This is a genomic window from Arthrobacter sp. SPG23 (assembly GCF_000876655.1).
Lineage (GTDB): Bacteria > Actinomycetota > Actinomycetes > Actinomycetales > Micrococcaceae > Arthrobacter.
This window is the reverse complement of the sequence record NZ_JYCN01000009.1, coordinates 60,799-86,154: the sequence shown is the minus strand read 5'-3', so window position 1 is coordinate 86,154 and position 25,356 is coordinate 60,799. Positions and strand designations below refer to the sequence as shown.

Here is a 25,356-nt window from a genome sequence, read left to right as displayed (position 1 = left end):
AATCGCCGGATTAGAACTCCGGAACGGCTTCTTCCACCACTGCACTGGCTTCCGCGAACTGCGTGCGGTAGAGCTCCGCATAGCGGCCTTCAGCCGCGAGCAGTTCGGTGTGGGTACCGCGCTCCACGATGGTGCCGTCCTCCACCACCAGGATCATGTCCGCGGCGCGCACGGTGGACAGCCGGTGGGCGATGACGAGGGCCGTGCGGCCCTCGAGCGCAGCCCCCAGCGCAGCCTGCACGGCCGCCTCATTGGTGGAGTCCAGGGCTGCCGTGGCCTCGTCCAGGATCACGACGCGGGGCTGGGCAATCAGGAGCCTGGCAATCGTGAGTCGCTGGCGTTCACCGCCGGAGAGCCGGTAGCCGCGCTCCCCCACCACGGTGTTGAGGCCGTCCGGCAGGGACCGGATCATGTACTCGAGCCGTGCCCTGCGCAGCACGTCCCACATGTCCTCCTCGGTGGCGTCCGGACGGGCCAGCCGCAGGTTGGACGCGATGGATTCGTGGAAAAGGTGGCCGTCCTGGGTCACCATGCCCAGCGTGGCCCGCATCGAATCGAACGTGGTGTCACGGACGTCCAGGCCGGTGCCGGGCAGGCTGCCGCCGAGGCGCACGGCGCCGGAATCGACGTCGTACAGCCGTGAAAGCAGCTGGGCGATGGTGGACTTGCCGGCGCCGGAGGAGCCGACCAGGGCCACGGTCTGGCCGGGTTCCACCCGGAAGCTGATGCCGTGCAGCACTTCCTCGCCGCCGCGGGTATCCAGGGTGGACACGTCCTCGAGCGAAGCGAGTGACACCTTGTCCGCTGAGGGGTAGGCGAAGCGGACGTCGTCGAACTCCACCGAGACGGGTCCCGGGGGCACCTCCACGGCGTCGGGCTTCTGCTGGATCAGGGGCTTGAGGTCCAGGATCTCGAAGACCCGCTCGAAGCTGACCAGGGCGCTCATGATCTCCACCCGGGCGTTCGAGAGCGCGGTGAGCGGCGCATAGAGGCGGGTCAGAAGCAGTGCCAGCACCACGACGTCGCCCGCGGCCAGCTGCCCTTGCAGCGCCAGGAAGCCGCCCAGCCCGTAGACCAGGGCGAGGGCCAGCGCCGAGACGAGCGTCAGCGCCGTGACGAAGGTGAACTGGAGCATGGCGGTCCGCACGCCGATGTCCCGCACGCGGCCGGCACGGACGGCGAATTCGCGGGACTCTTCATCAGGGCGGCCGAAGAGCTTGACCAGGGTGGCCCCGGGGGCAGAGAAACGTTCGGTCATCTGCGTGCCCATGGCGGCGTTGTGCTCGGCCGCCTCGCGCCGCAGGTCTGCCAGCTTGGAGCCCATCCGGCGGGCCGGGATGAGGAAGATCGGCAGCAGGACCATGGCCAGCACGGTCACCAGCCAGGACTTGCCCAGCATCACCACCAGGGTCAGTGCCAAAGCCACCACGTTGCTCACCACGCCGGACAGTGTTCCGGCGAAGGCGGACTGGGCGCCGATCACGTCGTTGTTCAGCCGGCTGACCAGGGCCCCGGTCCGGGTTCGGGTGAAGAAAGCGATCGGCATTTTCTGGACGTGGTCGAACACCTTGGTGCGCAGGTCCACGATCACGCCCTCACCGATGGTCGAGGACAGCCAGCGCGTCACGAGGCCCAGTCCGGCCTCGGCCACGGCCACGACGGCGATCAGCACGGCCAGCCGGATCACCACGTCGGCACCCACGCCGGCGATGATGGCGTCCACCACCTGGCCGGCCAGCACTGGGGTGGCCACGGCAAGGACAGCCATGGCGATGGACAGCAGTACGAAGGCGATCAGCTTGCGCCGGTGCGGCCGGGCGAAGCCGAACACGCGCTTCAGCGTGGCCTTGGAGAACGGCTTGGAACCGCTGGAGGCCCGCGTGATGTTGTAAAGGGAGCTCCACGCTACCCGGTCCATGCTCATCGTGACTGGCCTTTCGTGGTTCGTTCGTTGACTCGGTCCGTGCCGCCGTGCGGCGTTGCTGCGCCGGCGTGCTGTTCGGTCACCACACCGTCCTCGACGTTCCAGCGGACGTCCAGGCGCACGTTTTCCAGCAGTCGCCGGTCATGGGTGACCAGGAGCAGCGCGCCGTCGTAGCTTTCCAGTGCTTCCTCGAGCTGCTCGATAGCGGGCAGGTCCAGGTGGTTGGTGGGCTCATCCAGGACCAGCAGGTTCACCCCGCGCGCCTGCAGGAGCGCCAGCGCCGCGCGGGTCCGCTCGCCCGGGGACAGCGAGTCGACAGGGCGCGAGGTGTGGTCCGCCTTGAGGCCGAATTTGGCCAGCAGGGTACGGACTTCCGCCGGGGTCAGCCCGGTCAGGACGGCCTCGACGGCGTCACCCAGCGTGAGATGCCCGGCCAGCAGGCCGCGGGCCTGGTCGATCTCGCCCACGGCCACTGAGGCGCCCATGGCCGCATTGCCGGAATCAGGCTGCCGGGTCCCCAGCAGGAGCCGGAGCAGCGTCGACTTACCGGCCCCGTTGGGGCCCGTGATGCCGATCCGCTCTCCGGCGTTGAGCTGCAGGTTCACCGGCCCCAGGGTGAAGTCGCCCTGGTGTACGACGGCATCGCGCAGGGTTGCCACCACCGCGCTGGACCGCGGCGCCTGGCCGATGCTGAACTGCAGCTGCCACTCCTTGCGGGGTTCCTCGACTTCGTCGAGCCGCGCGATCCGGGATTCCATTTGCCGCACCTTCTGGGCCTGCTTTTCCGATGATTCGGTGGAGGCCGCACGGCGGATCTTGTCATTGTCCGGGCTCTTCTTCATGGCGTTGCGCACACCCTGGGAGCTCCACTCGCGCTGCGTCCTGGCCCGGGAGACCAGGTCCGCCTTGGTGGAGGCGTACTCTTCGTAGCGCTCACGGGCGTGGCGGCGCGCCACGGCGCGTTCCTCCAGGAATGCCTCGTAGCCGCCGTCATAGACTGCAACGGAGTTCTGTGCAAGGTCCAGTTCAACGATGGTGGTGACACAGCGGGCCAGGAATTCACGGTCGTGGGACACCAAGACCACACCGCCGCGGAGGCCCTGCACGAATGACTCGAGTTTGGCCAGCCCGTTGAGGTCCAGGTCGTTGGTGGGCTCGTCGAGGAGCACCACGTCGAAGCGGCTCAGCAGCAGGGCGGCCAGTGCCACGCGCGCGGCCTGCCCGCCGGACAGGCCCGTCATGAGCGCCTCCGGACCCACGTCCAGCCCCAGGTCGGCCAGGACCGGTGCAACCCGCTCGTCAAGGTCCGCCGCGCCGGAGGCCATCCAGCGGTCGAATGCCAGGGAATAGGCGTCGTCGGCGCCCGGGGCGCCCGAACCTAGGGCCTCAGCCGTGGACTCCATGTCCGCCGTTGCCTGGGCACAGCCGGTCCGGCGCGCCACGTAATCCGCCACGGTTTCGCCCGGGATGCGTTCGTGTTCCTGCGGCAGCCAGCCAACGAAGGCGTCCGACGGAGCCAGGCTTACCGAGCCTGCCAGGGGCTGGTCCACTCCGGCGAGCAGGCGGAGCAGGGTGGATTTGCCGGCGCCGTTAGCGCCGACGACGCCCACAACGTCGCCAGGGGCCACTGTGAGGGAAAGATTTGAGAAGAGTGTGCGGTGGTCGTGACCGCCCGAAAGGTCTTTGGCAACAAGGGTTGCAGTCATTAGTCCATCCTCTCACTGCGGCCCAAAACGGCCTGGAAGCCCGCCGGGCATGGAAGAACCCGCTGGTCCGGACTTGGGGGGTGTACGGACCAACGGGTTCGACCATTTAGCATAGTTCATATACCCCCCGCCGTAAAATCGACCGGTGACATCCGGCCGCCCCATCCTGCAGAAAGCCATCTATGCCACTCCCCGCCAAGGCGTTCCAACGCTGGCTCCACGGAATCGCGCCCCAAGCGAGCACTGCCGACATCTGCAGAATCTCCGGGGTCAAGCGGACCACCCTGGCGCAGCAGCTGGTCCGCGGAAAAGTGGCCGAAAGCACCGTTGTCAGCATCAGCCGGGCCTTCAACATCAACCCCGTAGCGGCACTGGCCACTTTCGAGAACTACAGCGAGCTGGCCGCAAGCCCCGTTCTTCCCAGCGCCGCGGAGCTGGTCAGCCAGATCGCCACGATGGATCTGCTGAAAGCAGTCATTGCCCGCTCCGCCGGAGCTGCGGGCAGGGGTGGAACGGATGCACCGGAGCACGCCCCGCCACTGACCCCGGCACCGCATGCAACCTCAGTGAAGAACTGGGTGGATGCGATTGACGACGGCGAGCTGCGGCACCGGGTTTCCACAGCAACCGGGATCGCCCCGCAGAACTACTCCGCGCAGCTGACCGCAAACCGGTTGACTCCGGAACTGGCCATCGCCACGTCCCGGGAAGCCGGGGTGGGGCTGACGGGCGGCCTGGTAGCCACCGGGATGATCACCGAAGCGGAAGCCGGATGGCCTCCCGGAGCGAGGCAGGCGGCCCTGGACGCTTTAACTGACGGCGAGCTCGCCGCGCTAGCGGGCGAAAGGCTCCAGGCACTGGGAAAAACCCTCAAGCGCCAGGAACAAGACCACGAACAAACCAAGACAATCTGGGAGAACCTCGGATGATCGAGATCCTGCAATGGTCCACCCTGGCGATTTGTGGCGCCGCCGCGGTGGCCCGCATTCCAAGTGCCGTCAGGGGTGAGAACAGGTCGCTCTTCTACATTTTCGTGCTGGCCACCCTCGCGATCCTCCTCAGCATTGATGGCCCGTACGTGGCGATCGACCGGCTGCTCGGCGGCACCAACGTCACCAACCTCATCTTGCGCTTCGTGATCTTCGCCGTCATTCTGCTTGTCGGCTACCGGATCGCCAGGGGCTTCGGCGCCCCCGCAAGTATCCGGCTGATCCTGGGCCCGATAGGGCTTGGTATTTTGGCGGTGATTGCCACGGCTACCCTGGTACTCTTCCTCCTGGCTGATACGGAGGGCAGTGTCGCGGGTCTCACCACGCTACCCTCCAGAAGCCCCCGCAATGCACAACTCATCGAACTGTATGCGGCTGCTGGCCGCCTGTACCCGGCATATGTGGCGGCCAGCCTTCTGCCGGCGACCTTAGCCGCTGCTTCGTCCAACCTGGCCGCGTCAATCCGCTGGGGAGCGGGCTTGCTGTCCGTAGCCTTTGTCGCCCTCCCGGCGGGAACTCTCTATCCCCTGTTGCCTGACGAGCTGGGCCCGCTGAAGGCCCTCATTAATTATCTGGCCGTCCTGAGTCTGATGGGGGGCCTGTTGACGATCTGGATAGGCCGTGTACGGGCGCAGCCGCCCGCGCGGAGGTCATCTACTGCAAAGTAGGCTTAGCGCTTTCACAAAATCATTAGAACGTGAGAGAATCATGAATGTGTGAAAGTGGATGCCGAGGCTCGCGAACGGGGACAATCCGTGCGGCGCCGCGCGTCTACTGAACGCTATTGGGGGGATGAGTGGTGGCGGGCCGTTGGGGACCGCCCCCACTCAGCCTATTTATAGACCGGAGCGCCTCAGCGGCTGGGTCTCAGCGGGTAAACCGCAGGGTGACCAGCTGGAACGGGCGCAGCGTCAGCTGCGCGGAATCACGGCCCGGTTCAACGCCCTGCCCCTCCACCGGACGTTCCAGCAGGTCCACCACCCGCACGTCACTGGTGTCGAAGTTAGCCGTCACGATGCCCTCGGAGCGCTCCCCCAAAGATTCATAGAGACGCACAATGACGTCACCGGAACCGTCTTCCGCCAGCTTCACCGCCTCCACCACGATCCCCTGGTTGAACACCGTGAACAGCGGGCTGACAGCTGTGGCCCCCTTGACTACGCGGGGTGCGAGGTTGGTGCGGTAGCCCTCCTCCACGGCGTCGGCGATGGCCGCTCCGGGCCGGATGCTGACCAATAGCTCGTGCCGTCCGCGGTCGGCGTCGGGGTCCGGGTACTTGGGTGCGCGCAGCAGTGACGTGCGGACCGTAGTGGTGGTGCCGCCGTCGTCCCTCACGCTGCGGGTGACATCGTGTCCGTAGCTGGAGGCGTTGGTGACCGCCACACCGTAACCCGGCTCCGCCACGTGGATCCAGCGGTGGGCGCAGATTTCGAACTTGGCCGCTTCCCAGGACGTGTTGGTGTGCGTGGGCCGGAAGACATGCCCGAACTGCGTCTCCGACGCTGAGCGGTCTGCGCGCACGTCCAGGGGGAAGCCGATCTTGAGCAGCTTTTCGCGTTCCTGCCAATCCACGGAGGTCAGGATGCCCAGGGACCCGGAACCCGCCTCCAGTGAAATCCGCTGGGTGATCGCGGATGATCCGGCCAGCCGCTCCACCACCACGACGGCGTCCCAGCCTCCCCGCTCGAGTGTCACCGAACGCGCGTCGGTCAGTGAGGTCACGTTGCGGCGGTAGAACTCGTCAATATCCCACGCGTCCCACTCGTTGGGAGTATCGCGGTGGAGTTCCAGATGGTTCCCGAACCGGCCCGGGGCAATCGCATCGCGCCCGCTTGCGTGGTCGATCAGTGACGTCAGGAGTCCATTGGAGTCCAGCACGGCCCTGATGACGCCGTTGTCCAGGATGTAGCCCCCGCCGGCTTCAGTGACCGCTACCGGGTGGTCGCTGCGGACCGGTTCTGCGGCAGCCAGCGCGGGCACGCCACTGCGTTCGTGCGGCGCCGCGTTGAGCAGGAACTCGCGGCTACCCTCACCGAGCATGGCGCGTGCAGCGCCCGCAATGATGGCTTCCAGGGCATCCGAGATGGCCGCATAGTTCCGCTCTGCGTCCTGATGGACCCAGGCAATGGAACTGCCGGGCAGGATATCGTGGAACTGCTGAAGCAGGACGAGTTGCCACAGGCGCTTCAGCTCGGCGGCCGGGTACGCGAATCCGCCGGCGGTGCGGACTGATGCCGTGGCACACCAGAGTTCGGCTTCCCGGAGCAGGTGCTCGCTGCGCCGGTTGCCCCGTTTGGTCTTCGCCTGGCTGGTGTAGGTCCCGCGGTGCAGTTCCAGGTACATCTCCCCCACCCACACGGGAAGGGACGTGTATTCGGCCTGCGCCTGGGTGAAGAAGTTCGCTGCCGTTCCGATCCGCACCCTCGGGGACCCCTCGAGGTCGGCAGTGCGGTGGGCTGCGGCGATCATCTCCCGGGTCGGTCCGCCGCCGCCGTCGCCGTAGCCGAACGGGACCAGGGAGACAGTCCCGCGGCCGTGGTCCCGGTAGTTCCGTTCCGCGTGCGCCAGTTCCCGGCCGCTTAGCTCCGAGTTGTAGGTGTCCACGGGCGGGAAGTGGGTGAACAGCCGGGTGCCGTCGATTCCCTCCCAGTTGAAGGTGTGGTGCGGCATCCGGTTGACCTGGTTCCAGGAGATCTTCTGGGTCAGGAACCACTTGCTGCCGGCAGCCTTGACGATCTGTGGCAACGCGGCGGAGTAGCCGAAGGAGTCGGGCAGCCAGGCTTCCCGGCACTCCACCCCGAACTCGTCGAGGAAGAACTTCTTGCCTTCGATGAACTGCCGGGCCATGGCCTCGCCGCCCGGCATGTTGGTATCGGATTCCACCCACATGCCGCCCACGGGCACGAATTGCCCGGCCTTGACCTTCTCGCGGATACGGCCGAAGAGCTCCGGGTAGAACTCCTTCATCCAGGCGAACTGCTGCGCGGACGAGCAGGAGAAGATGAAGTCGGGGAACTCGTCCATGAGGGCAACGACATTCGAGAACGTGCGGGCGCACTTGCGGATGGTTTCCCGCACAGGCCACAACCAGGCCGAGTCGATGTGCGCGTGACCCGTGGCAACCAGCTGATGGGCCGAGGCATACGCCGGACGGGAGAGAACTTCAGCCAGCTCTGCACGGCCTGCCGCCGCGGTGCCGGGAACATCATCCGGATCCATGACGTCAAGCATCCGTTCCAGGGCCCGCAGGATCTCGTGCCGGCGCGGCAGTTCCGTCGGAAGCTCGTGCATGAGTCCGCTGAGGGTCCAGACATCCTGCTGAAGTTCCCACACGGTCTGGTTGAGTTCGGCGATGGCCATGGCACCCAGCCGGTACTTCGGATCGCGTCCCGCTGTTGCCTTGTCGCCGTAAGGCATGGCCGCGAACGTCCACCCCTGGGCAACGTCAGGATTCGCGGCTGCCTCCACGTAGAAGTCCACTGCCATCCCGCTTCCGAGGAGCTTCAGTGGAATGTACTGGTTCCGCGGCGAGATGGCCTTGATGATGGTGCCGTCCGGCCGCCACGCGATCCCCTCGCACTGGAAGCCCGGGAGCTCCCGGGTGAACCCGAGGTCCACCACGATCTCCACCGCGGTATCCGGAGCGGTGCCCCACGAGTCGGGCACCTCGCCCTGCAGCCTCAGCCATTTGGTGCTCCACGGGTGGCCCCACGCCGATCCGTGTTCCAGCGGGACAAAGTCGTGGCGCAGTGCTTCCAGGACGGAAACAGGCTCGTCCGGAACGTCCCAGCTGCTGAGGTTCAGCGGGACGCTGCGGGCGTACACCGCGGGGTCCACGCGTTCGCGCATGAAGCGGTCAAGACGGACTTCCGTGATGCGGCGGTCGTCGTGCAATGTGGTCCTCTTTAATGCCTGTTGTATGGAAGCTGACAGCTGGTTCGCGGTATGCGTCCGGACTTTGGCTTCAGCTTATGCGCAAGCCCTTGAACTCAGCCGAAGGAGCGGATCGGCGCGTCCATTCGATGGATAAAATCTACTGTGCCGGGTCCAATAAGCCAAGCACTTTTGCCCTATCCCGGCACCGGGGCGGGAGCAGTGATGCGATGGTCCCCGGCATAGACGTTGAGGGTGGAACCCCGGCTGAAGCCGGCCAGCGTCATGCCGCTGGCATCAGCAAGTTCAACGGCCAGGCTGGAGGGGGCGCTGACGGCTGCGAGTACCGGAATACCGGCGAGCGCCGCCTTCTGGACGAGTTCGAAGGAGGCCCGGCCGGAGACCTGCAGCACTGTCCCGGCCAGCGGCAGCCTCCGTTCGCGCAGCGCCCAGCCAACCACCTTGTCCACGGCATTGTGGCGTCCCACGTCCTCGCGCAGGCACAGCAGCTCCGCGCCGCCGTCGTCGGTGATCCTAAAGAGACCCGCCGCATGGACACCCCCGGTGGCGTCAAAGACGGCCTGTGCCGCACGGAGTTTGTCCGGGAGCCCGGACAGGGTCTCCACGGGCACAGTCAGCGGATCCGCCGCGGGGCTGAAATGCGACGACTTGCGGACGGCGTCGATTGAATCAGTCCCGCAGATGCCGCACGAGCTTGACGTGAAGATGTTGCGCCCCCTGTCAGGGCGGACGACGTCCGGCCTGAGCTGCGCTTCCACGACGTTGAAGGTCTGAACGCCGTTCTCGTCCTCGCCCGCGCAGAACCGCAGGGAGATGAGCTGCTCGGGGTTCCAGATGATGCCCTCGGAGACCAGGAAACCGGCCACGAGGTCAAAATCGTCGCCGGGCGTGCGCATGGTGACGGTAAACGGAAGGGAATCCAGCCGTATTTCCAGCGGTTCCTCCACAGCCAGGACATCCTCCCGGTGCCGCACTGGAAATTCGAGCGACTGGGGCGAGCCGTCCAGGACGAACCTGTGGATTTTGCGGCGTTGCGTCATGCGGGCCACGATGTGCTCCTTAGAGTGCGGGATATGACCATCATTGCAAGCCGGGACCACCTTCACCAGCCGGGGCCGCTTTAGCCGAGCAGGGCGCTCCAGTCCACCGGCCCGTCCGCAGCCGCCGGCTTCCGCGGGGGCTTGCGGGGAGCCCCCTTGGCCTTGGCGGCGGCAGATTCAGGTGCCTGGATCGGAGCGCCCCAGGGCAACGCGAACGCGGGCACCGGCTCCCCTAGCTGAACGCCGTGCGGCGGAACAACCAGGACGCCGTCGGCAGCCGCCAGTCCGCGCATCATACCGGGTCCCGTATGCCGCGCAGGGGATGCCATGCCGTACAACAGCCTGAAGGGCATCAGCCGGGTCCGGCCCGGATCAGCCTCGATCATCGCTCCGCAGGGCACCTCACTGACCGGCGGGAGGCTTCCATGGCCCAAGGCAGCCAGCAACGGCGCGCCCACCGTGCAAAGTGCCATCATTGCGGCCAGCGGATTGCCTGGCAGGCCAAGGATGAAGCGGCCGTCCGGAAGCTCAGCGAGGACGGCCGGGTGCCCCGGGCGCATTGCGATGCCGTCGATCAACAGCCGCCCGCCCAGATCCGCGACTGCACGGCGGAGGTGGTCGGTCCCGGACTGGCCGGTTCCGCCGGTGGTGATGACGACGTCGGCAGGTGCCTCTTCCGCGGCCGCCTCCCCCGCCTCCTTCGGCAGCACCGAGCCGTGAACGGGTCCGGTGCCTTCCTCCGGCCCGCCGGGTTCCGGCCCGTCGTCTTCCAAGGCAGCAAGCCACTCGTCGTAGGCGTCGCCGATCTTCTCCTGCCCGGCGAAGATGCCTCCCAGCATCCCCACCACCGCTCCAAGCTGCGGTCCAAAGGTGTCGCGCACCTTGCCCGGCGCGGGCAGGCCCGCGGCGACCACCTCGGAGCCCGTCAGCAGGATCCTGACCACCGGTTTCCCTTGAACCTGGAGCGAGTCGTGGCCCGCCAGCGCGGCGAGGGCCAGGTGCGCCGGGTTAAGGACGGCACCGCTCTTGACCAGGACGTCACCGGCAGCTGCTTCCTCGCCTGCTTTCCGGATATGCTGGCCGTTCTTCGGTTCACCGGGCCTGGCTGCGCCGCCAAGGGCCAGCACTGGGAGCCCTTCGTCATCCGTCGCCATCACGCCGCTTTCGCTGCGGAGCACAGCCTTCGCGCCGGGGGGCATGAGCCCGCCCGTGACGATGGGGCTTGCCTGGTGCGGCGCCAGCCTCTGGCCGGGTTCGGCCAAAATCCATGGTCCTGTCCCGTTGACCGCCCAGCCGTCCATGGCGGAGGAAGCGTAGTGCGGCATGTCCTGAAGCGCCGTAATATCCGCAGCAAGGGTCCGGCCCAGCGCGTTCTTCAGCGGCACCGGCCCGGGCGGGATGGGCGTGGCGCAATCGAAAGACAGCTGCCTGGCCTCCTGCCAGGTGTGCGCCACATGGGTGTGCCCGGCATCGACGGCCCCTGCCGGGCCGGCATCGTGGGATCCGTCTGCGGAAGCTCCGGGCGCCTCGGCTCCGGTGCGGTGGGAGGTTACCCCGTAGTCAGGAACGTCGCTGGCGGCGTCACCGCCGTCCGGCGGCGCAGCCGTCATGCGCCGGAGTTCCCGCTGTTGGGGGACAGCCCGGAGGCAGGATCGGTCCGGACGGGGTCGGACACGTCCGCGGTGTGCGGCGCGCCGACAGCCGTATCCACTGCTGCATAGTCCATTGCAAGCGCCCGCGCCACGCCCAGGGCGGCCTGCATGGAAACCGCATCCGGGGCCTGCCCCGAGCCGGTCGCCATACCCGCCGCGAAGCCGGCGATGAACGTGGTCAGCGGCGCCGCAGGCCGCACAACGGAGTGGGCCGCAACACCTGCCAGCGCGAGTACTTCATTGACGTCCACCTCGACGTCCTCCAGCTCGAAGGCCTGCAGCAGCGCCCGGCACCAGTCCTCCAGCGTTTCGTCCTGGCTTTTCACTGTTGCCTCCAAACTCAGAATTCAGTTGCGGTGCCACTGCACGGTCCCACCAATGATGGCTCACGACCCCTGCCGGGACACCCCTAGCGCGGTGGCATCGTCCCAGGTGTCCACGTCGTCCGTGGCACCGGCGGGGACGGTAACAGTCCGCACGTCAAGCCTAGCAAGGAGGGCGAAGACTGATGCCCCCACAAGCCCCCCGCCCTTCTCCATTTCGCCCACGGACCGTTGTAGCGCAGCCGTGCCATAAAAGCCTGCGAGTGGCTGTTTGCGGCCGTCTGGGGAGACGGCCATTACTCCCTCCGACCCCGGGCGGCCGGGGCGGTCGTCCGCGACGGCGGTCCGCAGGGCGCCGACCGCCTGATCCGCTTTGGGCATGTCGCAGGCCAGGACCAGCGTCATCGCCGCCCTCAGCGGACCGCGCGCACGGTCCAAAGCCTCCAGGCCTGCGGCAATGGCCGCGGCGGGGCCCGCGTAGGCTGGCTCCTCCCGGCAGGTCAGGACTCCCGCCGGCAGCTCACCGGGATCCGGGCCAACTACGACGGCGGCGCCCGCGCCGGCAGCCGCCGCGAGCGACCGCGACAGGAGGGTGGCGCCGTCGTACACCAACTGGGATTTGGGCACGCCACCGAGGCGGGACGACCGCCCGCCGGCCAGAATCAAGGCATCAAACTCCACAGGGCCAGCCTAGCCATTGAGGCCGGCCCCGCGCAGAGGCGACGCTTCAGGCGGCGGATTCGGGTAGCAGGAAAGGGTCCCACGCAGGCGTGGGCTTTTCCAGCTCTTTGATCTGCCACATGGTGCCGTGCGGAGGCGCGGGCACGAACCTGAGCTTCCAGCCCATCTCGGCCGGCGTGTGGTCGCCCTTCACGTTGTTGCACCGAAGGCAGGCGGCTACCAGGTTTTCCCAGGAGTCCGCGCCGCCTCTCGATTTCGGGTGGACGTGGTCAATGGTGTGTGCTGCCTTACCGCAGTAGGCGCACCGGTGGCCGTCACGGCGCAGGACGCCCCGGCGGCTCACGGCGGTGGCGGTGTTGTACCGCGGCCGGATGTAACGGTTCAGGAGAATCACGGACGGACGGCCCAGGATTTCCTGCGGCCCGACGACAGGATCGTCGCCTTCGGCCACCACGCTAGCTTTTCCGGTCAGCACAAGAACCAGCGCCCGGCGGAAGGTCACAACCGCCAGCGGTTCATATCCAGCATTAAGAACGAGAGTGCGCATGCACATACCTCTTCACGGCCGCACCCGTCAGGGGCTCGAGGGCCGGCTGCCCTCTGCTTGTCCGGGCTATGGATCGACAACACAAGAGTAAACACTCAAGTGCCCGATCACCGAATCGGGGCCAATACCATACAGTCCGTGTCGGCAAAAATTCACCTGCCGGAAACGCAGAAGAACCCCTGCCCGGAGGCAGGGGTTCTTCTGGCAAACGTTAGCCGGGGCTTTAGCCGCCGACGCGGATGAAGACCGGGCCGGAACCGACGTTGACGCTGAAAAGTGCGGTGGTTCCACCGTTCCAGCCACCGTGCACGGCCTGGCCATTGCCGACGTATACGGCGATGTGGGCCATGCCCATGCCGCCGTTCTCGTAGTAAGCAAGGTCGCCCGGCTGTGCCTCGGCGGCACTCACGGTGCGGCCCAGGGACAGGTAACCTGCCGGCCAGCCGTGGTAGTTGATGCCCACGGCAGCAAGTGCGTTGGTGGCAAGGGCGGTGCAGTCCTGGGCAACGCCGAGCTGGGCATAAGCCGCAGCTGCGATCGAAGCGCCGTTTCCGCTGGCAACGGCGGGGGCAGCCGGTGCCGCGGGAGCAGCCGGAGCGGATACGGTCTCGGCGACGGCAACCGGAGCGGCCGCGGGAGCAGCTTCCTGAACCTCAACGACGGGCTTGGGAGCCTCAACGACCGGAGCCGGGGACGTGGAAACAGCCGGCTTCTCGAAGGAGATGGCGATGCTGGAGGCAGCCGAGATGTTGGCCGGAGCGGAAGACTGTACTTCCAGGGTGGAAGCAGAGGTTGCTTCGCGCTGAACGTTGGTGTCGGCAGCGTTGGCTGCGATACCGCTCGTCAGGACCAGGCCGGAGGCAGCAGCGATAACCGCAGCCTGGCGACCCATGCCGCCGGCGTTGTCGCCGACAGCCTTGGCAATGACAGCAAGCGAGTTGGTTTTGGTAACCTCGGCGCGGTGCCGTGCGATGGCACGTGTAGTCATTAGTTCTCTCTTTCGTTTTCCTCAGACTGCATGGCAGGCCGCGGTTTTTGGACGCTCCGGCATCTTGGGGGTAAGCCGGAACGGCCCGAACAGGGTTTTTTAGCGAAGTACGCGCACTTCAGCGATGGGAAGCGCGGCGTGATTTAGCGAAGCGTGTAGAACGCGGAGGTGCCCGTGGCGGACACCGCGTGCAGGAGGGTGCCCTGCGAGGGGTTCAGCGCGCTGATCATCATGCCGTTGCCGACGTAGATGCCAACATGTGCGCCACCGTTTTGCATGACCAAGTCGCCCGGCGCCGGAGTGGCGGTGGGCTTCATGGCGGTCCATGCATTGGTACGGGGGATGCTGATGCCGGCCTGCGCGTAAACCCACTGGGTAAAGCCTGAGCAGTCCCAGCCGCCGGGAGTGGTTCCACCCCAGACGTACGGACTGCCAATGCCCGTGTAAGCGATAGCAGCGAGGCCCGATGCTGCGGCTGAGGAAGCGGCGTCGGCAAGCTTGCCTGCCTTGGCTTCTCCGTCAGCTTCAGTGGAGGTCTCGCTGGCATCTGCACCGGTGGACTGTGCCCGAACGGTTTCAACCTTGGGCGCTGCCATCGTGGTCACTGCCGGACGCTCGAAGGAAACAGTCGCTGTGGGTTCTGCAGTTACGGCCAGCTGTGCTGACTGTGAGCCGGACTCCGTCGAAGCGGAAACGCCCAGGTTGGTATCGGCGGCATTTGCCGGCATCCCAACGCTGAGGATCAATCCGGAAGCAGCTGCGATGACAGCCGCCTGGCGACCTACGGTCCCGGCGTTGGCAGTAACAGCCCTGGACACGGAGTTCAACGGGTTCGTACGAACCGTTTGCGCACGGTGGCGCGCAGAATTGTGACGTGTAGACACGAAGGTAGCCTCTCCCAATGCCTACGAGGTGAGCTGTCGGATTCGGATGGGAGTCACCCGGCCGCTCGGCTTCCTGGGAAGCGTTGCGACTTAACCCCAAGGTCTTCTTGCGAAGACCAAAATTGGTTCCCCCGCCTCTGCCAGACGATGTCATGCGAACGGACCTTGAGCGGTGGCAGAGTTAGGCAATCCACTCAAGAGCGCCAACTTCGGAAAAGTTGGCGTGCTCTAAACGGTACAGGAATTCCGAACGAATGTCACATTCAGATCACGGCATGTCACAGGAATGCGAGAGTGACCCATCGTTTGGATCAGAGCCAGCCGAGCGGGTCGACGACTTCGCCGTTGACCATTACTTCGAAATGGAGGTGGCAGCCGGTAGAGGCTCCAGTGGTCCCGCTGAGCGCCACGACGTCGCCGCGGCTGACCTTCTGGCCTACCTGGACGCTGGACGACGAGAGGTGGTTGTACGTGGTTTCCAGGCCGTTGCCGTGGTCGATCACCACGCGGTTACCGCCGCCGTAGGGGTGCCAGCCGGAGAAGGTCACGGTTCCACTGGCAGCAGCGAAGACGCTGGTGCCGCACTGGGCCGCGTAATCCTGGCCGCGGTGGAACTCGCCGGCTCCGCCCGTGATGGGGCTGACCCGGAAACCGAAAGGTGAAGCGGTGACCATCTGTTCCAGCGGCGCCCCCAGGCTGCCGGTGGACGCCGCACGGGTGATGGTTCCAGCTGACTGCGCGCTCAGGAGTTGCTTGAGCTTGCCGTCGGGATCCCCCTTGGTGGCTACGGTGGTCCGGTTGAAGTCGATTTTGGCGCTGGCGGCAGCGGAGACCTCCGGCTGCGCCGCGACTGCCGCGGCAGCGGGGTTTCCCGTGTCTGCCGTGGATGTCATCGGTCCAGTGGACGGAACGGTCACGGTGAGGACCAGTCCGGTGGCCGCCAGCGCAATGCCGGCTTTCTGACCCACGCCGCTGGCGGCAGCAAACTCGGTCACCTGGCTGAACAGGCTCCGGCGTCGCCGGGCATCGCGGTGTGCATCGCGCGGCCTGACCGTCATAACGGCTTCGGCCACGGGGTACTCCGAAGCGGGACCGGTCGCCCTGCGGCGGCCCCTGACGGTCTGCGTGGTCAAAAAATATCCTCTCTGGATAGCCTGCGAAGTTAGCTGTCGGATTCGGGTCAGAGAGATCACAGACCCGGCCCGCCAATGCAAGGCATCCGACACAGGGGTGTCCCTAAGGAATCCTTCGTCGGAAGTGGCTTGCCGCTGACGGACTTCACCCCAAGACCGTTTGATAACGGCCGATGGTGGTTCCCCCGCCTCTGCCAGGAGGTGATTCGTACGCTGATCCGCTGGCAGAGCTCGGCTTCGGATCAGGTAACGCTTTAGTATCGGCGCTAGTCCTCAACTATAGGTGATTAATCAGCACGGTAATAATTCCGTTATCTTCATCTCAGCCCGGTTGTAGGTGGTCCTACGAGTTGGGCGGTTAGCTGACGGTAACAAACACGTGGGCCGCAACTTCGGGCGGCAGTTCCAAGGCGCCTTCGATCTCGGGCACGCGCACCGAGATGTACTCGCCCACACGCTCCAGCGCCAGGGTTGCACCCGGGCGGATCCCGCCTTCGTCGAGCTGCACCAGAAGCTCCGGCTCAACCTGGATCGGCTCAGCCAGCCGGCTGACAGTGACGCGGGAGTCGGCCCCGTATGCGCTCATGGCGTCGAGGAGGTTCACCACGCCGTCGGTGAACGCGGGGGCGGGCTGGCCGCCGAGGGCTGCCAGGCCGGGAATGGGATTGCCATAGGGGGAAACCGTGGGGTGGTCCAGCAGTTCGAAGATGCGCCGCTCCACGCGTTCGCTCATGACGTGTTCCCAACGGCACGCTTCGTCGTGGACGTACGCCCAGTCGAGGCCGATGACATCGGCCAGGAGCCGTTCCGCGAGGCGGTGCTTGCGCATGACCTCCGTGGCCCGTTTCCGGCCGGTTTCGGTGAGCTCAAGGTGGCGGTCACCCGAAACAACTACCAGTCCGTCGCGTTCCATCCGCCCGATGGTCTGCGAGACGGTGGGGCCGGAGTGGCGCAGCCGTTCGGCAATCCGGGCGCGGAGAGCAACGATGTTCTCTTCCTCAAGCTCCAAGATTGTCCGAAGATACATCTCAGTAGTGTCGATCAGATCCGTCATCCAGCTCAGCTCCTCGAGCACAGTCCTTGCGTCAGTCCCACCGTACCGCGCGGAGGCCTTCCTGTTGGCCTCGGCGACGTGGGCCTGCATCCACCGATCAACCTCCGGGGACGGCCTCACGGGATGAGCCCGGCCGGCATCGCGGCCCGCCGTACGTCAGGGAACAGCTTAGCCTATTTTGAATTACTCCGGATAATCCCCCCAACAGAACCGACGCCGCAGCGAAGCAGAACGCAACAGCAACGGAAACGCAGGTGCCCCTGCAATGTCTCAGTGACTGGACTATGACGGATGCCGTTCCGTGCCCCGCGGGCACGTCAGGCAGAATATAGGGGATTCCCACTGCAGGAACCCGTGCACTGCCGGGCCTTTTCCACGTCCACGCCGAAAAATTGGAGCCACTGTGAGCGACACCAGCATCACTATCCCCGCCAACCTCCTGCCCAAGGACGGACGGTTCGGCGCCGGGCCTTCAAAGGTCCGCCCCGAGCAGATCGAAGCACTGTCCGCCGCATCAGCCACGCTCCTGGGCACGTCGCACCGCCAGGCCCCGGTCAAGAACCTCGTAGGGTCCGTCCGCAACGGACTCAGCGAGTTCTTCCGCGCCCCTGAAGGCTACGAAGTCATCCTCGGCGTGGGTGGCTCCACCGCATTCTGGGATGTCGCGGCATTCGGACTGGTGGACAGCAAGGCCCAGCACCTCTCCTTCGGCGAGTTCGGCTCCAAATTCGCCTCTGCCACCAACAAGGCTCCGTTCCTGGACGCATCCTCCATCATCAAGGCCGATCCCGGCACGCGGCCCGTGGCGCAGGCAGAGTCGGGCATTGACGTATACGCCTGGCCCCAGAACGAAACGTCCACGGGTGTGGCCGCCCCCGTCAAGCGGGTTGCCGGGGCAGATGAAGGGTCGCTCGTCCTGATCGATGCCACCTCCGCTGCCGGCGGATTGGACGTCGATGTGTCGGAAGCTGACGTGTACTACTTTGCGCCGCAGAAGAACTTCGCGTCCGACGGCGGGCTGTGGCTCGGCCTCTTCTCCCCCGCCGCATTGGAGCGCGCGGCGCGCATCAAGGCAAGCGGCCGGTGGATCCCCGACTTCCTGGACCTGCAGACCGCCATTGACAATTCGCGTCTCAACCAGACGTACAACACGCCGGCGCTGGCCACCTTGGTGACTTTGGACGCGCAGGTGCAGTGGCTCAACGCCAGCGGCGGGCTCGATTTTGCCGCTGCGCGCACCGCCGACTCGGCCGGCCGCATCTACTCCTGGGCAGAAGCCTCCGAATACGCCACCCCGTTCGTGGCCAAGGCCGAAGACCGTTCAAACGTGATTGCCACCATCGACTTCGACGATTCAATCGACGCGGCGGCCATCGCGAAGGTCCTCCGCTCCAACGGGATTGTGGACACGGAGCCGTACCGCAAGCTGGGACGCAACCAGCTGCGCATCGCCACCTTCGTGGCGATCGATCCGGACGACGTCAACGCGCTCCTGTCCAGCATCGACTACGTCGTGGGCGAACTGCGGAAGTAAGTAACCAGTCAACGCTGATGCGTTAGCGTTCGACGGCGTCGTCCGGGTTTTGGTCCCGGACGGCGCCTTCTTCTTTGCCCACGCTGCTTTCAGCTTCGCCGGAGTTGTTGGACTTCGCGGACACCACCCGGAAATAGCGCAGCCCCCGGGCGCGGCGGTTGAATCCGAGCCGCAGCTGCTTAGCCCGGATGATCCACACCATGCCGATCAGTGCGGCCAGCAGCCCGGAAGCGGCAGCCACGGACATGGACCACCGGGGGCCGGCAACGTTGGCCACCCATCCCACCAGAGGAGCCCCGACGGGTGTGCCGCCCATGAAGATGGCCATATAAAGGGCCATCACCCGGCCGCGCATCACCGGGTCTGTGGTGGTCTGCACATAGCCGTTGGCGCTGGTCATCATCGTGATGGCAAAGAGGCCCACCGGCACCAGAGCGACGCCGAACCAGAAGTAGCTGGGCGCCAGGGCCGCCAGCCCGGACGTGACGCCGAACGCGCCGGCTGCCCCGAAAATGATCCGGAGCCGGGGCTTGGCCCGGCCGGCGGACAGCAATGCACCCGCCACGGAGCCGATGGCCATGATGGAGTTCATCAACCCGAAGGCACTGGCATCCAGACCGAATTCCGTGCCCACCATGGCCGCGATGAACAGGACGAAGTTCAACCCGAGGGTGCCCACGATAAAGACCGCCACGAGCACCACTACGATGTCCGGGCGGAACCGCACATAGCGCAGTCCCTCACGGATACGTCCCTTGCCGGCCGCCGCCCTGGGAAGGACGCGCAGGGATGAAGAGGGTATCTTCCACAGGCTGAACAAGAGGGCCAGGAACGTCACAGTGTTGATCAGGAACACCCACCCCGGCCCGACGGCCACCGTCAGCACGCCGGCCACTGCGGGCCCGATCATCCTGGCGACATTGAAGGAGGCACTGTTGAGTGCCACCGCATTCGGCAGGTAGTCGTCGCGCACCAGTTCCGAGACGAACGTCTGCCTGACGGGAGCATCAAGGGCGGACACCAGGCCCAGGAGCAGGGCGAACGCGTAGACGTGCCATAGTTGCCCGGCGCCCAGGACCACCAGGAGTCCGAGGCCCGTGCTGAGCAGCGCCATGGCCGACTGCGTCATCACCAGGAGGTGGCGGCGGTTGAAACGGTCCGCCACCAGCCCGGCCACGGGCGCGAGGAAGAGCTGCGGCCCCAGCTGCAGGGCCATGGTGATACCCATGGCCCCTGCGTCGTGGTCTGTCAGATGGGCGAAGACCAGCCAGTCCTGGGCCGTGCGCTGCATCCACGTACCGATGTTGGAAATCAGGGCGCCCACAAACCACAGGCGGTAATTGAGGATGTGCAGGGACTTGAAGGTAGACATCATCGCCGGCCTCCGGGTTGCTCAGTCCCCCATGGTTCCAACTGGCTAGTCGACCTCGCGGGCCGAGTCGGTTCCGTCCTCCGGGGCGTCGCCGGGGTCGCCATTCGAACCGGCAACCTCGCCGTCGTCATCGGAAGCGGCATCTTCGTCGCCGTCGGAAAGGGCCGGGCCGGCGTCGGAGACGGCCGGGCCGGCGTCCATCATGTCGGCATCGGATTCATCGTCCTGGGCGTCTTCCGGGCGCACCCGTTCAGCCCACGGCACCCACTCAGGAGCCAGGATCGAGTCCTCCGAAGGCAGCAGGCCAAGTTCGTTCACCGTGATGACCTTGGACCGGGAATTGCGCGTGATCACGGCGTACCACTGCCATCCCTGGTACCCGGCCAGCCTTGATTCGAAGAGATGCGTGACAACACGGTCCCCCTCGCTCTTGGCTCCCAGATGCTGTCCGATCTGCTCGGCCGGGGCGATGCCCTCAACAGCAGCCCGGGCAAAGTCCACGGCCGCAGCGAGCACCGCGTCCGGTTTGCCGGTGCGCCACACAGGAACGCCGGCACGGGGCTTTGACGCCGGTTTGGGGGTGCTCTGGTCAGGTTGGGAAGTCATGCGGATGCCTAGGCGTCCAGCTCGTCGGCAACCTTACGGAGGGCAGCGGCGATCGCCTTGGCCTTGTTGCCTTCCGGGTACTTTCCGGCGGACAGCGTTCCGGACAGGTTGTCCAGCACGGTCACCAGGTCCTGGACGAGGGGTGCCAGGTCCTTGGCGCTGGGACGCTTTGCCTTGGCAATGGACGGTGTCTTGTCCAGCACGCGCAGGCCGAGGGCCTGGGCTCCCTTGCGCCCGTCAGCAACGCCGAACTCCACGCGGGTGCCGGCCTTGAGTTCCGTTACGCCCTCGGGCAGCGCGGATTTGGGCAGGAATACTTCCTGGCCGTCCTCACCTGCGAGGAATCCGAAGCCTTTTTCCTTGTCATACCACTTGACCTTGCCGGTAGGCACGTAATCAACCTTCTTCGTTCTGGACTTCCTGTGACACGGCCGGCGGCCACCGCATCCGCACTGATATGCGGGTTCAGGGTATGACTGCCTGGACCATGTTGGTCTGTATCTTCAAGGTTATCCTGCCGGGACCAGGATTCCCGCTTTGCGGCACGGCAGGGGCCGGGCTGTTAGCGTTACTTCCATGACACCCTCCCGCTACCGGCGGCCACTGATGATCTTTGCGGCGGCTATTGCCGTCCTTTCACTGGCTGCCGTGGGCGCCGTCATGGCCATTGCGTTTGCCGGCAGCGCCGCCCCGGTGTGGGTGACGTCCCTGGCCCTGTACGGCCTGCCGCTGGCTTTCCTCCTCATGATCGTCCTGGTGATCGACGGCGTCGCCGCCCGCCGCCGGGCAGGAAAGTCCGGCGGGCGGTAACGTTGGACTGATGTCCCTTATTCGCGCGCTCAGCAAGGAACTGGAGGCACGCAGCGACGACTCGTTGCGGGCCTTGTTCTCCGCGCGGCCGGACCTGGTCTCACCGAACGTTCCCGACTTTGCGGCCCTCGCGGCCCGGGCCAGCGCGAGGGTCAGCGTGCAACGCGCCCTGGAGCGGCTGAACCGGCCGCAGATGCAGGTCCTGGAGACCCTCCACCTCTGCACCAATACGGACACTGCCCACAGCGCATCGGCCGCGGGACTGAAGAAAGTCATCCACGGCGCGTCGCTGGCCGCCATTGAACGTATCCTGCAGTCACTTGAAGAACTGGCCCTCGTGCACCGTGCAGAACCCCCGCACGGCGCCGTCGTCCCGGCCGGTCCCCGCCAGCGCTTCTACCTCCCGGTGGGAAGCCTCCGTGACGTTGTGGGGATTTATCCGGCGGGACTGGGCCGGAGCTATACGGAACTGGTCCGGCTGCAGCCGGCCTTCGCCCAGCGTGTGGTGCAGCTCGTCGCCGAACTGCACCACAGCGGAGCCGCGATCCATCCCGCCACAACCCCGATGGAAGCAGCCCTGTCACTGCAGCATTGGACGGCCACACCTGAAGCCTTGAACCAGATACTCGCCACAGCCCCGGACCGTACCACGGCCCTCCTGGCCCGCTTCGGGAACTGGGCCATGGGCGCCGTACCGCAGGCGCAGCGGCGGGCGTCGGTGCTTAACGAAGGCTCCGACGTCGGGCCTGTGGACTGGCTCCTGGCAAGGGGCCTGCTGGTGCCGCTGGACGCCGCACACGTGGAATTGCCGCACAGCGTGGGAATCGCCCTCCGCGGCGGCGCCGTGATCGAGGACTTCACGCTCACTCCCCCGGCTCCGAAACTTGGGCAGACCACCGCGGCGTTGCGCCGCAATGCCGCCCTTGGCGCCATCGCCGAGACCCTCCGCCTGACCGGCGAACTCCTGTATGCCGTGCGGGAGCAGCCCCTCGTTACCTTGCGGAGCGGCGGCGTCGGGGTGCGTGAGATGAAGCGGCTGGCTGACTCGCTGCGGATAGATCTGCACCGGGCCGGCCTGCTGGTTGAGCTCTGTGCCCTGGCCGGACTGCTCCGGCTGGACGTTGACAGTTCCGCCTGGGTCCAGCCGGAACAGCTGGAGTGGCTGACGCTGCCCCGCCAGGAGCAGTGGCTCTGGCTCGTGAACGCCTGGCTGGCCAGCGAACGCGCCCCGTCGCTGGTGGGCCAGCCCGTCACCGGCCCCGGAGCGGGGCAGGTCCCGCACCGGGCAGCTGCCGGCACCACCATCAACGCACTCTCAGCCGAAGCCCAGCGGCCGGACGCGCCCGTCGTCCGGAAGCGCATCCTGGAGATCCTCAACGAACTCACCCTTGAGGCCGAGGAAGCGGACGGCAAGGCGCCGGTACTGGACGCCGCGGCGGTGCTTCAACGGGCCGAATGGACCCAGCCCCGGATGGCCCGGCGCTTCAGTTCACTGATCCGGGGTGTCCTGGCCGAAGCGGAAATGCTCGGCCTCATTGGATCGGGCGCACTCAGCCAGCTGGGCTCGGCCATTGCCGCGGAACGGCCCGATGAGGCACTGGACATCCTTGGAGAGCATCTGCCGGCCGCACTCAACCACGTCCTGCTGCAGGCTGACCTCACCGCCGTGGCGCCGGGCTACCTGGCGCCGGAGTTGAGCGAAAAGCTGCTGGTGATGGCCGATGCCGAGGGGCAGGGCCCGGCCACCATCTACCGCTTTTCCGTGGCGTCCGTCCGCCGCGCCCTCGACGCCGGCCATGACGCCGCCAGCCTGTTGGGTTTCCTGCGCGAGCACTCGGCCACCGCTGTACCGCAGCCGCTCGAATACCTCGTGGAGGACACCGCGGCGCGGCACGGGAGGCTGCGCGTTGGCGTGGCCGCCAGCTTCATCCAAAGTGACGACGAAGGTGCCCTGCTGGAACTGGTCAAGGAATCCAGCGCCGCCGGGCTGGGGCTGGTCCGCATCGCCCCTACGGTCCTCATCTCCCATGCGGCCCCCAAGGAAACCGCGCAGGTACTGCGTGCGCTGGGTTTGTCGCCCGCCGTCGAGGAACCGCAGTCAACGCTGATCCGGCTCCGCCGGACCACGGCCGTTCCGGGCAGCGGACGTCCCGTGTATAGCGCGCCGCGCACGGCGCCGGCGGAGGCCGACGTCGACGCCCAGCTTGCGATTCTTCGCAGCCAGAGCGCCCCCCACGCTCCGAGCGGGAACGGGGGCAACCGCCCGCCGTCGGCAACAAGCGGGGAGGAAGCAACGCAGCTCGGCCTCGAGACCCTGCAAAAAGCCATCCGCCTCCGGCAGGCAGTGGTGATGAACGTTGTGGACAGCCAAGGGAATTCCAGCCGGGAAACGGTTGTTCCGGTTTCTGTGAACGGCGGACGGGTCAGGGTCTTCGACCCCGCACGCGAAACGGAACGCGTGCTCTCCATCCACCGGATCATCGACATTGAGGCGGAAGAGGAATTCCAGCAGTGACCAGCACCCCACGTACCTCCCGCATAACGGCTTGGGCACCGTGAACGACGGGCCCCTGATCGTCCAGAGCGACAAAACCATCCTGCTCGAGGTGGACCATGAGCAGGCGACCGAAGCCAGGCACGCCATCGCCGCCTTCGCCGAACTGGAGCGTGCACCGGAACATGTGCACAGCTACCGCCTTACTCCGCTGGGACTGTGGAACGCCCGTGCGGCAGGGCTGGACGCGGAACGCGTGCTGGACACGCTGTTGAAGTATTCACGTTTCCCGGTGCCGCATTCGCTGCTGATCGACATCGAAGAAACCATGTCCCGGTACGGCCGGCTGCGGCTGGAAAAGGACCCGCAGCACGGCCTCGTGATGCGGACCAGCGACTACCCCGTGCTCGAGGAAGTCTCCCGTGCCAAGAAAATCCAGCCCTTGCTCGGTCCGCGGATCAACGGCGAGACCGTGGTGGTCCACTCCTCGCAGCGCGGGCAGCTGAAGCAGCTGCTCCTCAAGATCGGCTGGCCCGCCGAAGACCTGGCCGGCTACGTGGACGGCACGCCGCACCCCATCATGCTCAACGAATCCGGTTGGAAGCTCCGGCCGTACCAGAAACTGGCCACGGAGAACTTCTGGGCCGGCGGCAGCGGCGTCGTCGTGCTCCCCTGCGGTGCAGGGAAAACGCTGGTGGGCGCGGCCGCCATGGCAACCAGCTCCACCACGACGCTGATCCTGGTGACCAACACCGTCTCCGCCCGGCAGTGGAAAGACGAGCTGGTCAAGAGGACGTCGCTGACGGCGGAGGAGATCGGCGAGTACTCCGGTTCGGTCAAGGAGGTCCGCCCGGTCACGATCGCGACGTACCAGGTCCTGACCACCAAACGCGGCGGGCTCTACCCCCACCTTGAACTGGTGGACGGCCACGACTGGGGCCTGATCATCTACGACGAGGTCCACCTGCTGCCGGCACCCATCTTCCGGATGACGGCGGACCTGCAGGCGAGGCGGAGGCTGGGGCTGACGGCAACGCTGGTTCGCGAGGACGGCCGCGAAGGCGAAGTCTTCAGCCTGATCGGCCCGAAGCGCTACGACGCCCCGTGGAAGGACATCGAGGCCCAGGGCTACATCGCGCCCGCGGACTGCGTGGAAGTCCGGGTGGACCTTCCACACGACGAACGCGTTGCGTACGCGATGGCCGAGGACGCGGACAAATACCGGCTGTGTGCCACGTCCGAGACGAAGACCGCCGTGGTGGAACAACTCGTGGAGCAACACCGGGGTGAGCAGCTGCTGGTCATCGGCCAATACATTGACCAGCTGGACGAGCTGGGTGAGCGGCTGCAGGCACCGGTGATCAAGGGTGACACGTCGGTGAAGGAACGCCAGAAGCTCTTCGCGGCCTTCCGGACGGGCGAGGTGCAGACCCTGGTGGTGTCCAAGGTGGCCAACTTCTCCATTGACCTTCCGGAGGCTTCGGTGGCCATCCAGGTCTCCGGCTCGTTCGGTTCCCGGCAGGAGGAAGCCCAGCGCCTGGGCCGCCTGCTTCGCCCCAAGCAGGACGGCCGCGCGGCACGGTTCTACTCGCTGGTGGCCCGGGACACCCTCGACCAGGACTTCGCCGCAAAGCGCCAGCGGTTCCTCGCAGAGCAGGGATACGCGTACCGGATCATGGACGCCAAAGACGTCGGTCGGAATCCCACGGCCACATAATCCACGGC

Annotated in this window: 21 protein-coding genes and 2 riboswitches; of the genes, 6 read left to right on the top strand and 15 right to left on the bottom strand. The window is 66.3% G+C overall.

Going from position 1 to position 25,356, the window contains the following annotated elements:
- Positions 1-10: 10 nt before the first annotated feature.
- Both TV39_RS03715 and TV39_RS03710 read right to left on the bottom strand, forming a co-directional pair.
- Positions 11-1,924 (bottom strand): ABC transporter ATP-binding protein, encoded by a 1,914-nt coding sequence (locus tag TV39_RS03715; protein WP_043478521.1) that lies wholly within the window; start codon positions 1,922-1,924, stop codon positions 11-13.
- A complete protein-coding gene (locus tag TV39_RS03710; protein ID WP_043478517.1) occupies positions 1,921-3,630 on the bottom strand; it encodes an ABC-F family ATP-binding cassette domain-containing protein in 1,710 nt (569 codons plus the stop codon). The genes TV39_RS03715 and TV39_RS03710 overlap by 4 nt, the downstream gene beginning before the upstream one ends.
- A 182-nt stretch (positions 3,631-3,812) precedes the next feature.
- Here TV39_RS03710 and TV39_RS03705 point away from each other — a divergent pair, with 182 nt between their 5' ends.
- Positions 3,813-4,559 carry a hypothetical protein gene (locus tag TV39_RS03705; RefSeq protein ID WP_043478514.1) on the top strand — a complete coding sequence of 249 codons (747 nt, stop codon included), beginning with the start codon at positions 3,813-3,815 and terminating at the stop codon, positions 4,557-4,559.
- Positions 4,556-5,287 carry a hypothetical protein gene (locus tag TV39_RS03700; protein ID WP_043478511.1) on the top strand — a complete coding sequence of 244 codons (732 nt, stop codon included), beginning with the start codon at positions 4,556-4,558 and terminating at the stop codon, positions 5,285-5,287. Before TV39_RS03705 ends, TV39_RS03700 begins: the two co-directional genes overlap by 4 nt.
- A gap of 199 nt (positions 5,288-5,486) precedes the next feature.
- Here TV39_RS03700 and TV39_RS03695 read toward each other — a convergent pair whose 3' ends face one another.
- From TV39_RS03695 to TV39_RS03650, 10 genes are all read right to left on the bottom strand, one after another.
- The gene (locus tag TV39_RS03695) at positions 5,487-8,513 is read right to left on the bottom strand and encodes an alpha-mannosidase (RefSeq protein WP_043478508.1); all 3,027 of its coding nucleotides are present in this window, start codon (positions 8,511-8,513) and stop codon (positions 5,487-5,489) included.
- A 176-nt stretch (positions 8,514-8,689) separates the two neighbouring features.
- Positions 8,690-9,562, bottom strand: a complete 873-nt coding sequence (gene fdhD / locus TV39_RS03690; protein WP_043478505.1) for a formate dehydrogenase accessory sulfurtransferase FdhD — start codon at positions 9,560-9,562, stop codon at positions 8,690-8,692.
- Between the two features lie 71 nt (positions 9,563-9,633).
- On the bottom strand, positions 9,634-11,163 hold the full coding sequence (locus TV39_RS03685; protein WP_043478502.1) for a molybdopterin molybdotransferase MoeA: 1,530 nt from the start codon (positions 11,161-11,163) through the stop codon (positions 9,634-9,636).
- A complete protein-coding gene (locus tag TV39_RS21930; RefSeq protein WP_144406302.1) occupies positions 11,160-11,531 on the bottom strand; it encodes a DUF6457 domain-containing protein in 372 nt (123 codons plus the stop codon). Before TV39_RS21930 ends, TV39_RS03685 begins: the two co-directional genes overlap by 4 nt.
- Positions 11,532-11,591: 60 nt before the next feature.
- Positions 11,592-12,209 (bottom strand): molybdenum cofactor guanylyltransferase, encoded by a 618-nt coding sequence (gene mobA / locus TV39_RS21925; RefSeq protein ID WP_043478499.1) that lies wholly within the window; start codon positions 12,207-12,209, stop codon positions 11,592-11,594.
- A gap of 46 nt (positions 12,210-12,255) precedes the next feature.
- Positions 12,256-12,756: an HNH endonuclease gene (locus TV39_RS03670; RefSeq protein WP_043479086.1), complete on the bottom strand. Its 501-nt coding sequence runs from the start codon at positions 12,754-12,756 to the stop codon at positions 12,256-12,258.
- A gap of 223 nt (positions 12,757-12,979) precedes the next feature.
- A complete protein-coding gene (locus TV39_RS03665; protein ID WP_043478496.1) occupies positions 12,980-13,744 on the bottom strand; it encodes an NlpC/P60 family protein in 765 nt (254 codons plus the stop codon).
- Positions 13,745-13,887: 143 nt separating this feature from the next.
- Positions 13,888-14,472: a C40 family peptidase gene (locus tag TV39_RS03660; RefSeq protein WP_235347262.1), complete on the bottom strand. Its 585-nt coding sequence runs from the start codon at positions 14,470-14,472 to the stop codon at positions 13,888-13,890.
- A gap of 160 nt (positions 14,473-14,632) precedes the next feature.
- A riboswitch (cyclic di-AMP (ydaO/yuaA leader) is annotated at positions 14,633-14,791 on the bottom strand.
- 148 nt (positions 14,792-14,939) lie between these two features.
- On the bottom strand, positions 14,940-15,761 hold the full coding sequence (locus TV39_RS03655) for a M23 family metallopeptidase (RefSeq protein WP_043478493.1): 822 nt from the start codon (positions 15,759-15,761) through the stop codon (positions 14,940-14,942).
- Positions 15,762-15,764: 3 nt separating this feature from the next.
- Positions 15,765-15,978: riboswitch (cyclic di-AMP (ydaO/yuaA leader) on the bottom strand.
- 141 nt (positions 15,979-16,119) lie between these two features.
- Entirely contained in the window at positions 16,120-16,815 is a 696-nt protein-coding gene (locus tag TV39_RS03650) for a metal-dependent transcriptional regulator (protein ID WP_043479080.1), read from the bottom strand.
- A 403-nt stretch (positions 16,816-17,218) separates the two neighbouring features.
- Between TV39_RS03650 and serC the strand changes: the two genes are divergently transcribed.
- On the top strand, positions 17,219-18,349 hold the full coding sequence (serC, locus tag TV39_RS03645) for a phosphoserine transaminase (RefSeq protein ID WP_043478490.1): 1,131 nt from the start codon (positions 17,219-17,221) through the stop codon (positions 18,347-18,349).
- 22 nt (positions 18,350-18,371) lie between these two features.
- On the opposite strand, the gene TV39_RS03640 is transcribed toward serC, so the two are convergent.
- The 3 genes from TV39_RS03640 to TV39_RS03630 are packed head-to-tail and all read right to left on the bottom strand — an operon-like array spanning position 18,372 to position 20,719.
- Entirely contained in the window at positions 18,372-19,721 is a 1,350-nt protein-coding gene (locus tag TV39_RS03640) for an MFS transporter (protein WP_082049499.1), read from the bottom strand.
- 45 nt (positions 19,722-19,766) lie between these two features.
- Entirely contained in the window at positions 19,767-20,327 is a 561-nt protein-coding gene (locus TV39_RS03635) for a DUF3027 domain-containing protein (protein WP_043478485.1), read from the bottom strand.
- 8 nt (positions 20,328-20,335) lie between these two features.
- On the bottom strand, positions 20,336-20,719 hold the full coding sequence (locus tag TV39_RS03630; RefSeq protein ID WP_011690655.1) for a cold-shock protein: 384 nt from the start codon (positions 20,717-20,719) through the stop codon (positions 20,336-20,338).
- A gap of 184 nt (positions 20,720-20,903) precedes the next feature.
- On the opposite strand from TV39_RS03630, the gene TV39_RS03625 reads away from it, so the two are divergent.
- Genes TV39_RS03625 through TV39_RS03615 form a run of 3 tightly spaced genes read left to right on the top strand, consistent with a single transcriptional unit; the run spans position 20,904 to position 25,348 of the window.
- Complete coding sequence (locus TV39_RS03625) at positions 20,904-21,137, top strand: hypothetical protein (protein WP_043478483.1); 234 nt, start codon at positions 20,904-20,906, stop codon at positions 21,135-21,137.
- Positions 21,138-21,147: 10 nt separating this feature from the next.
- The gene (locus TV39_RS03620; protein ID WP_043478481.1) at positions 21,148-23,652 is read left to right on the top strand and encodes a helicase-associated domain-containing protein; all 2,505 of its coding nucleotides are present in this window, start codon (positions 21,148-21,150) and stop codon (positions 23,650-23,652) included.
- Positions 23,653-23,692: 40 nt separating this feature from the next.
- Positions 23,693-25,348, top strand: a complete 1,656-nt coding sequence (locus TV39_RS03615) for a DNA repair helicase XPB (protein WP_043479077.1) — start codon at positions 23,693-23,695, stop codon at positions 25,346-25,348.
- The last annotated feature ends 8 nt before the right edge of the window (positions 25,349-25,356 follow it).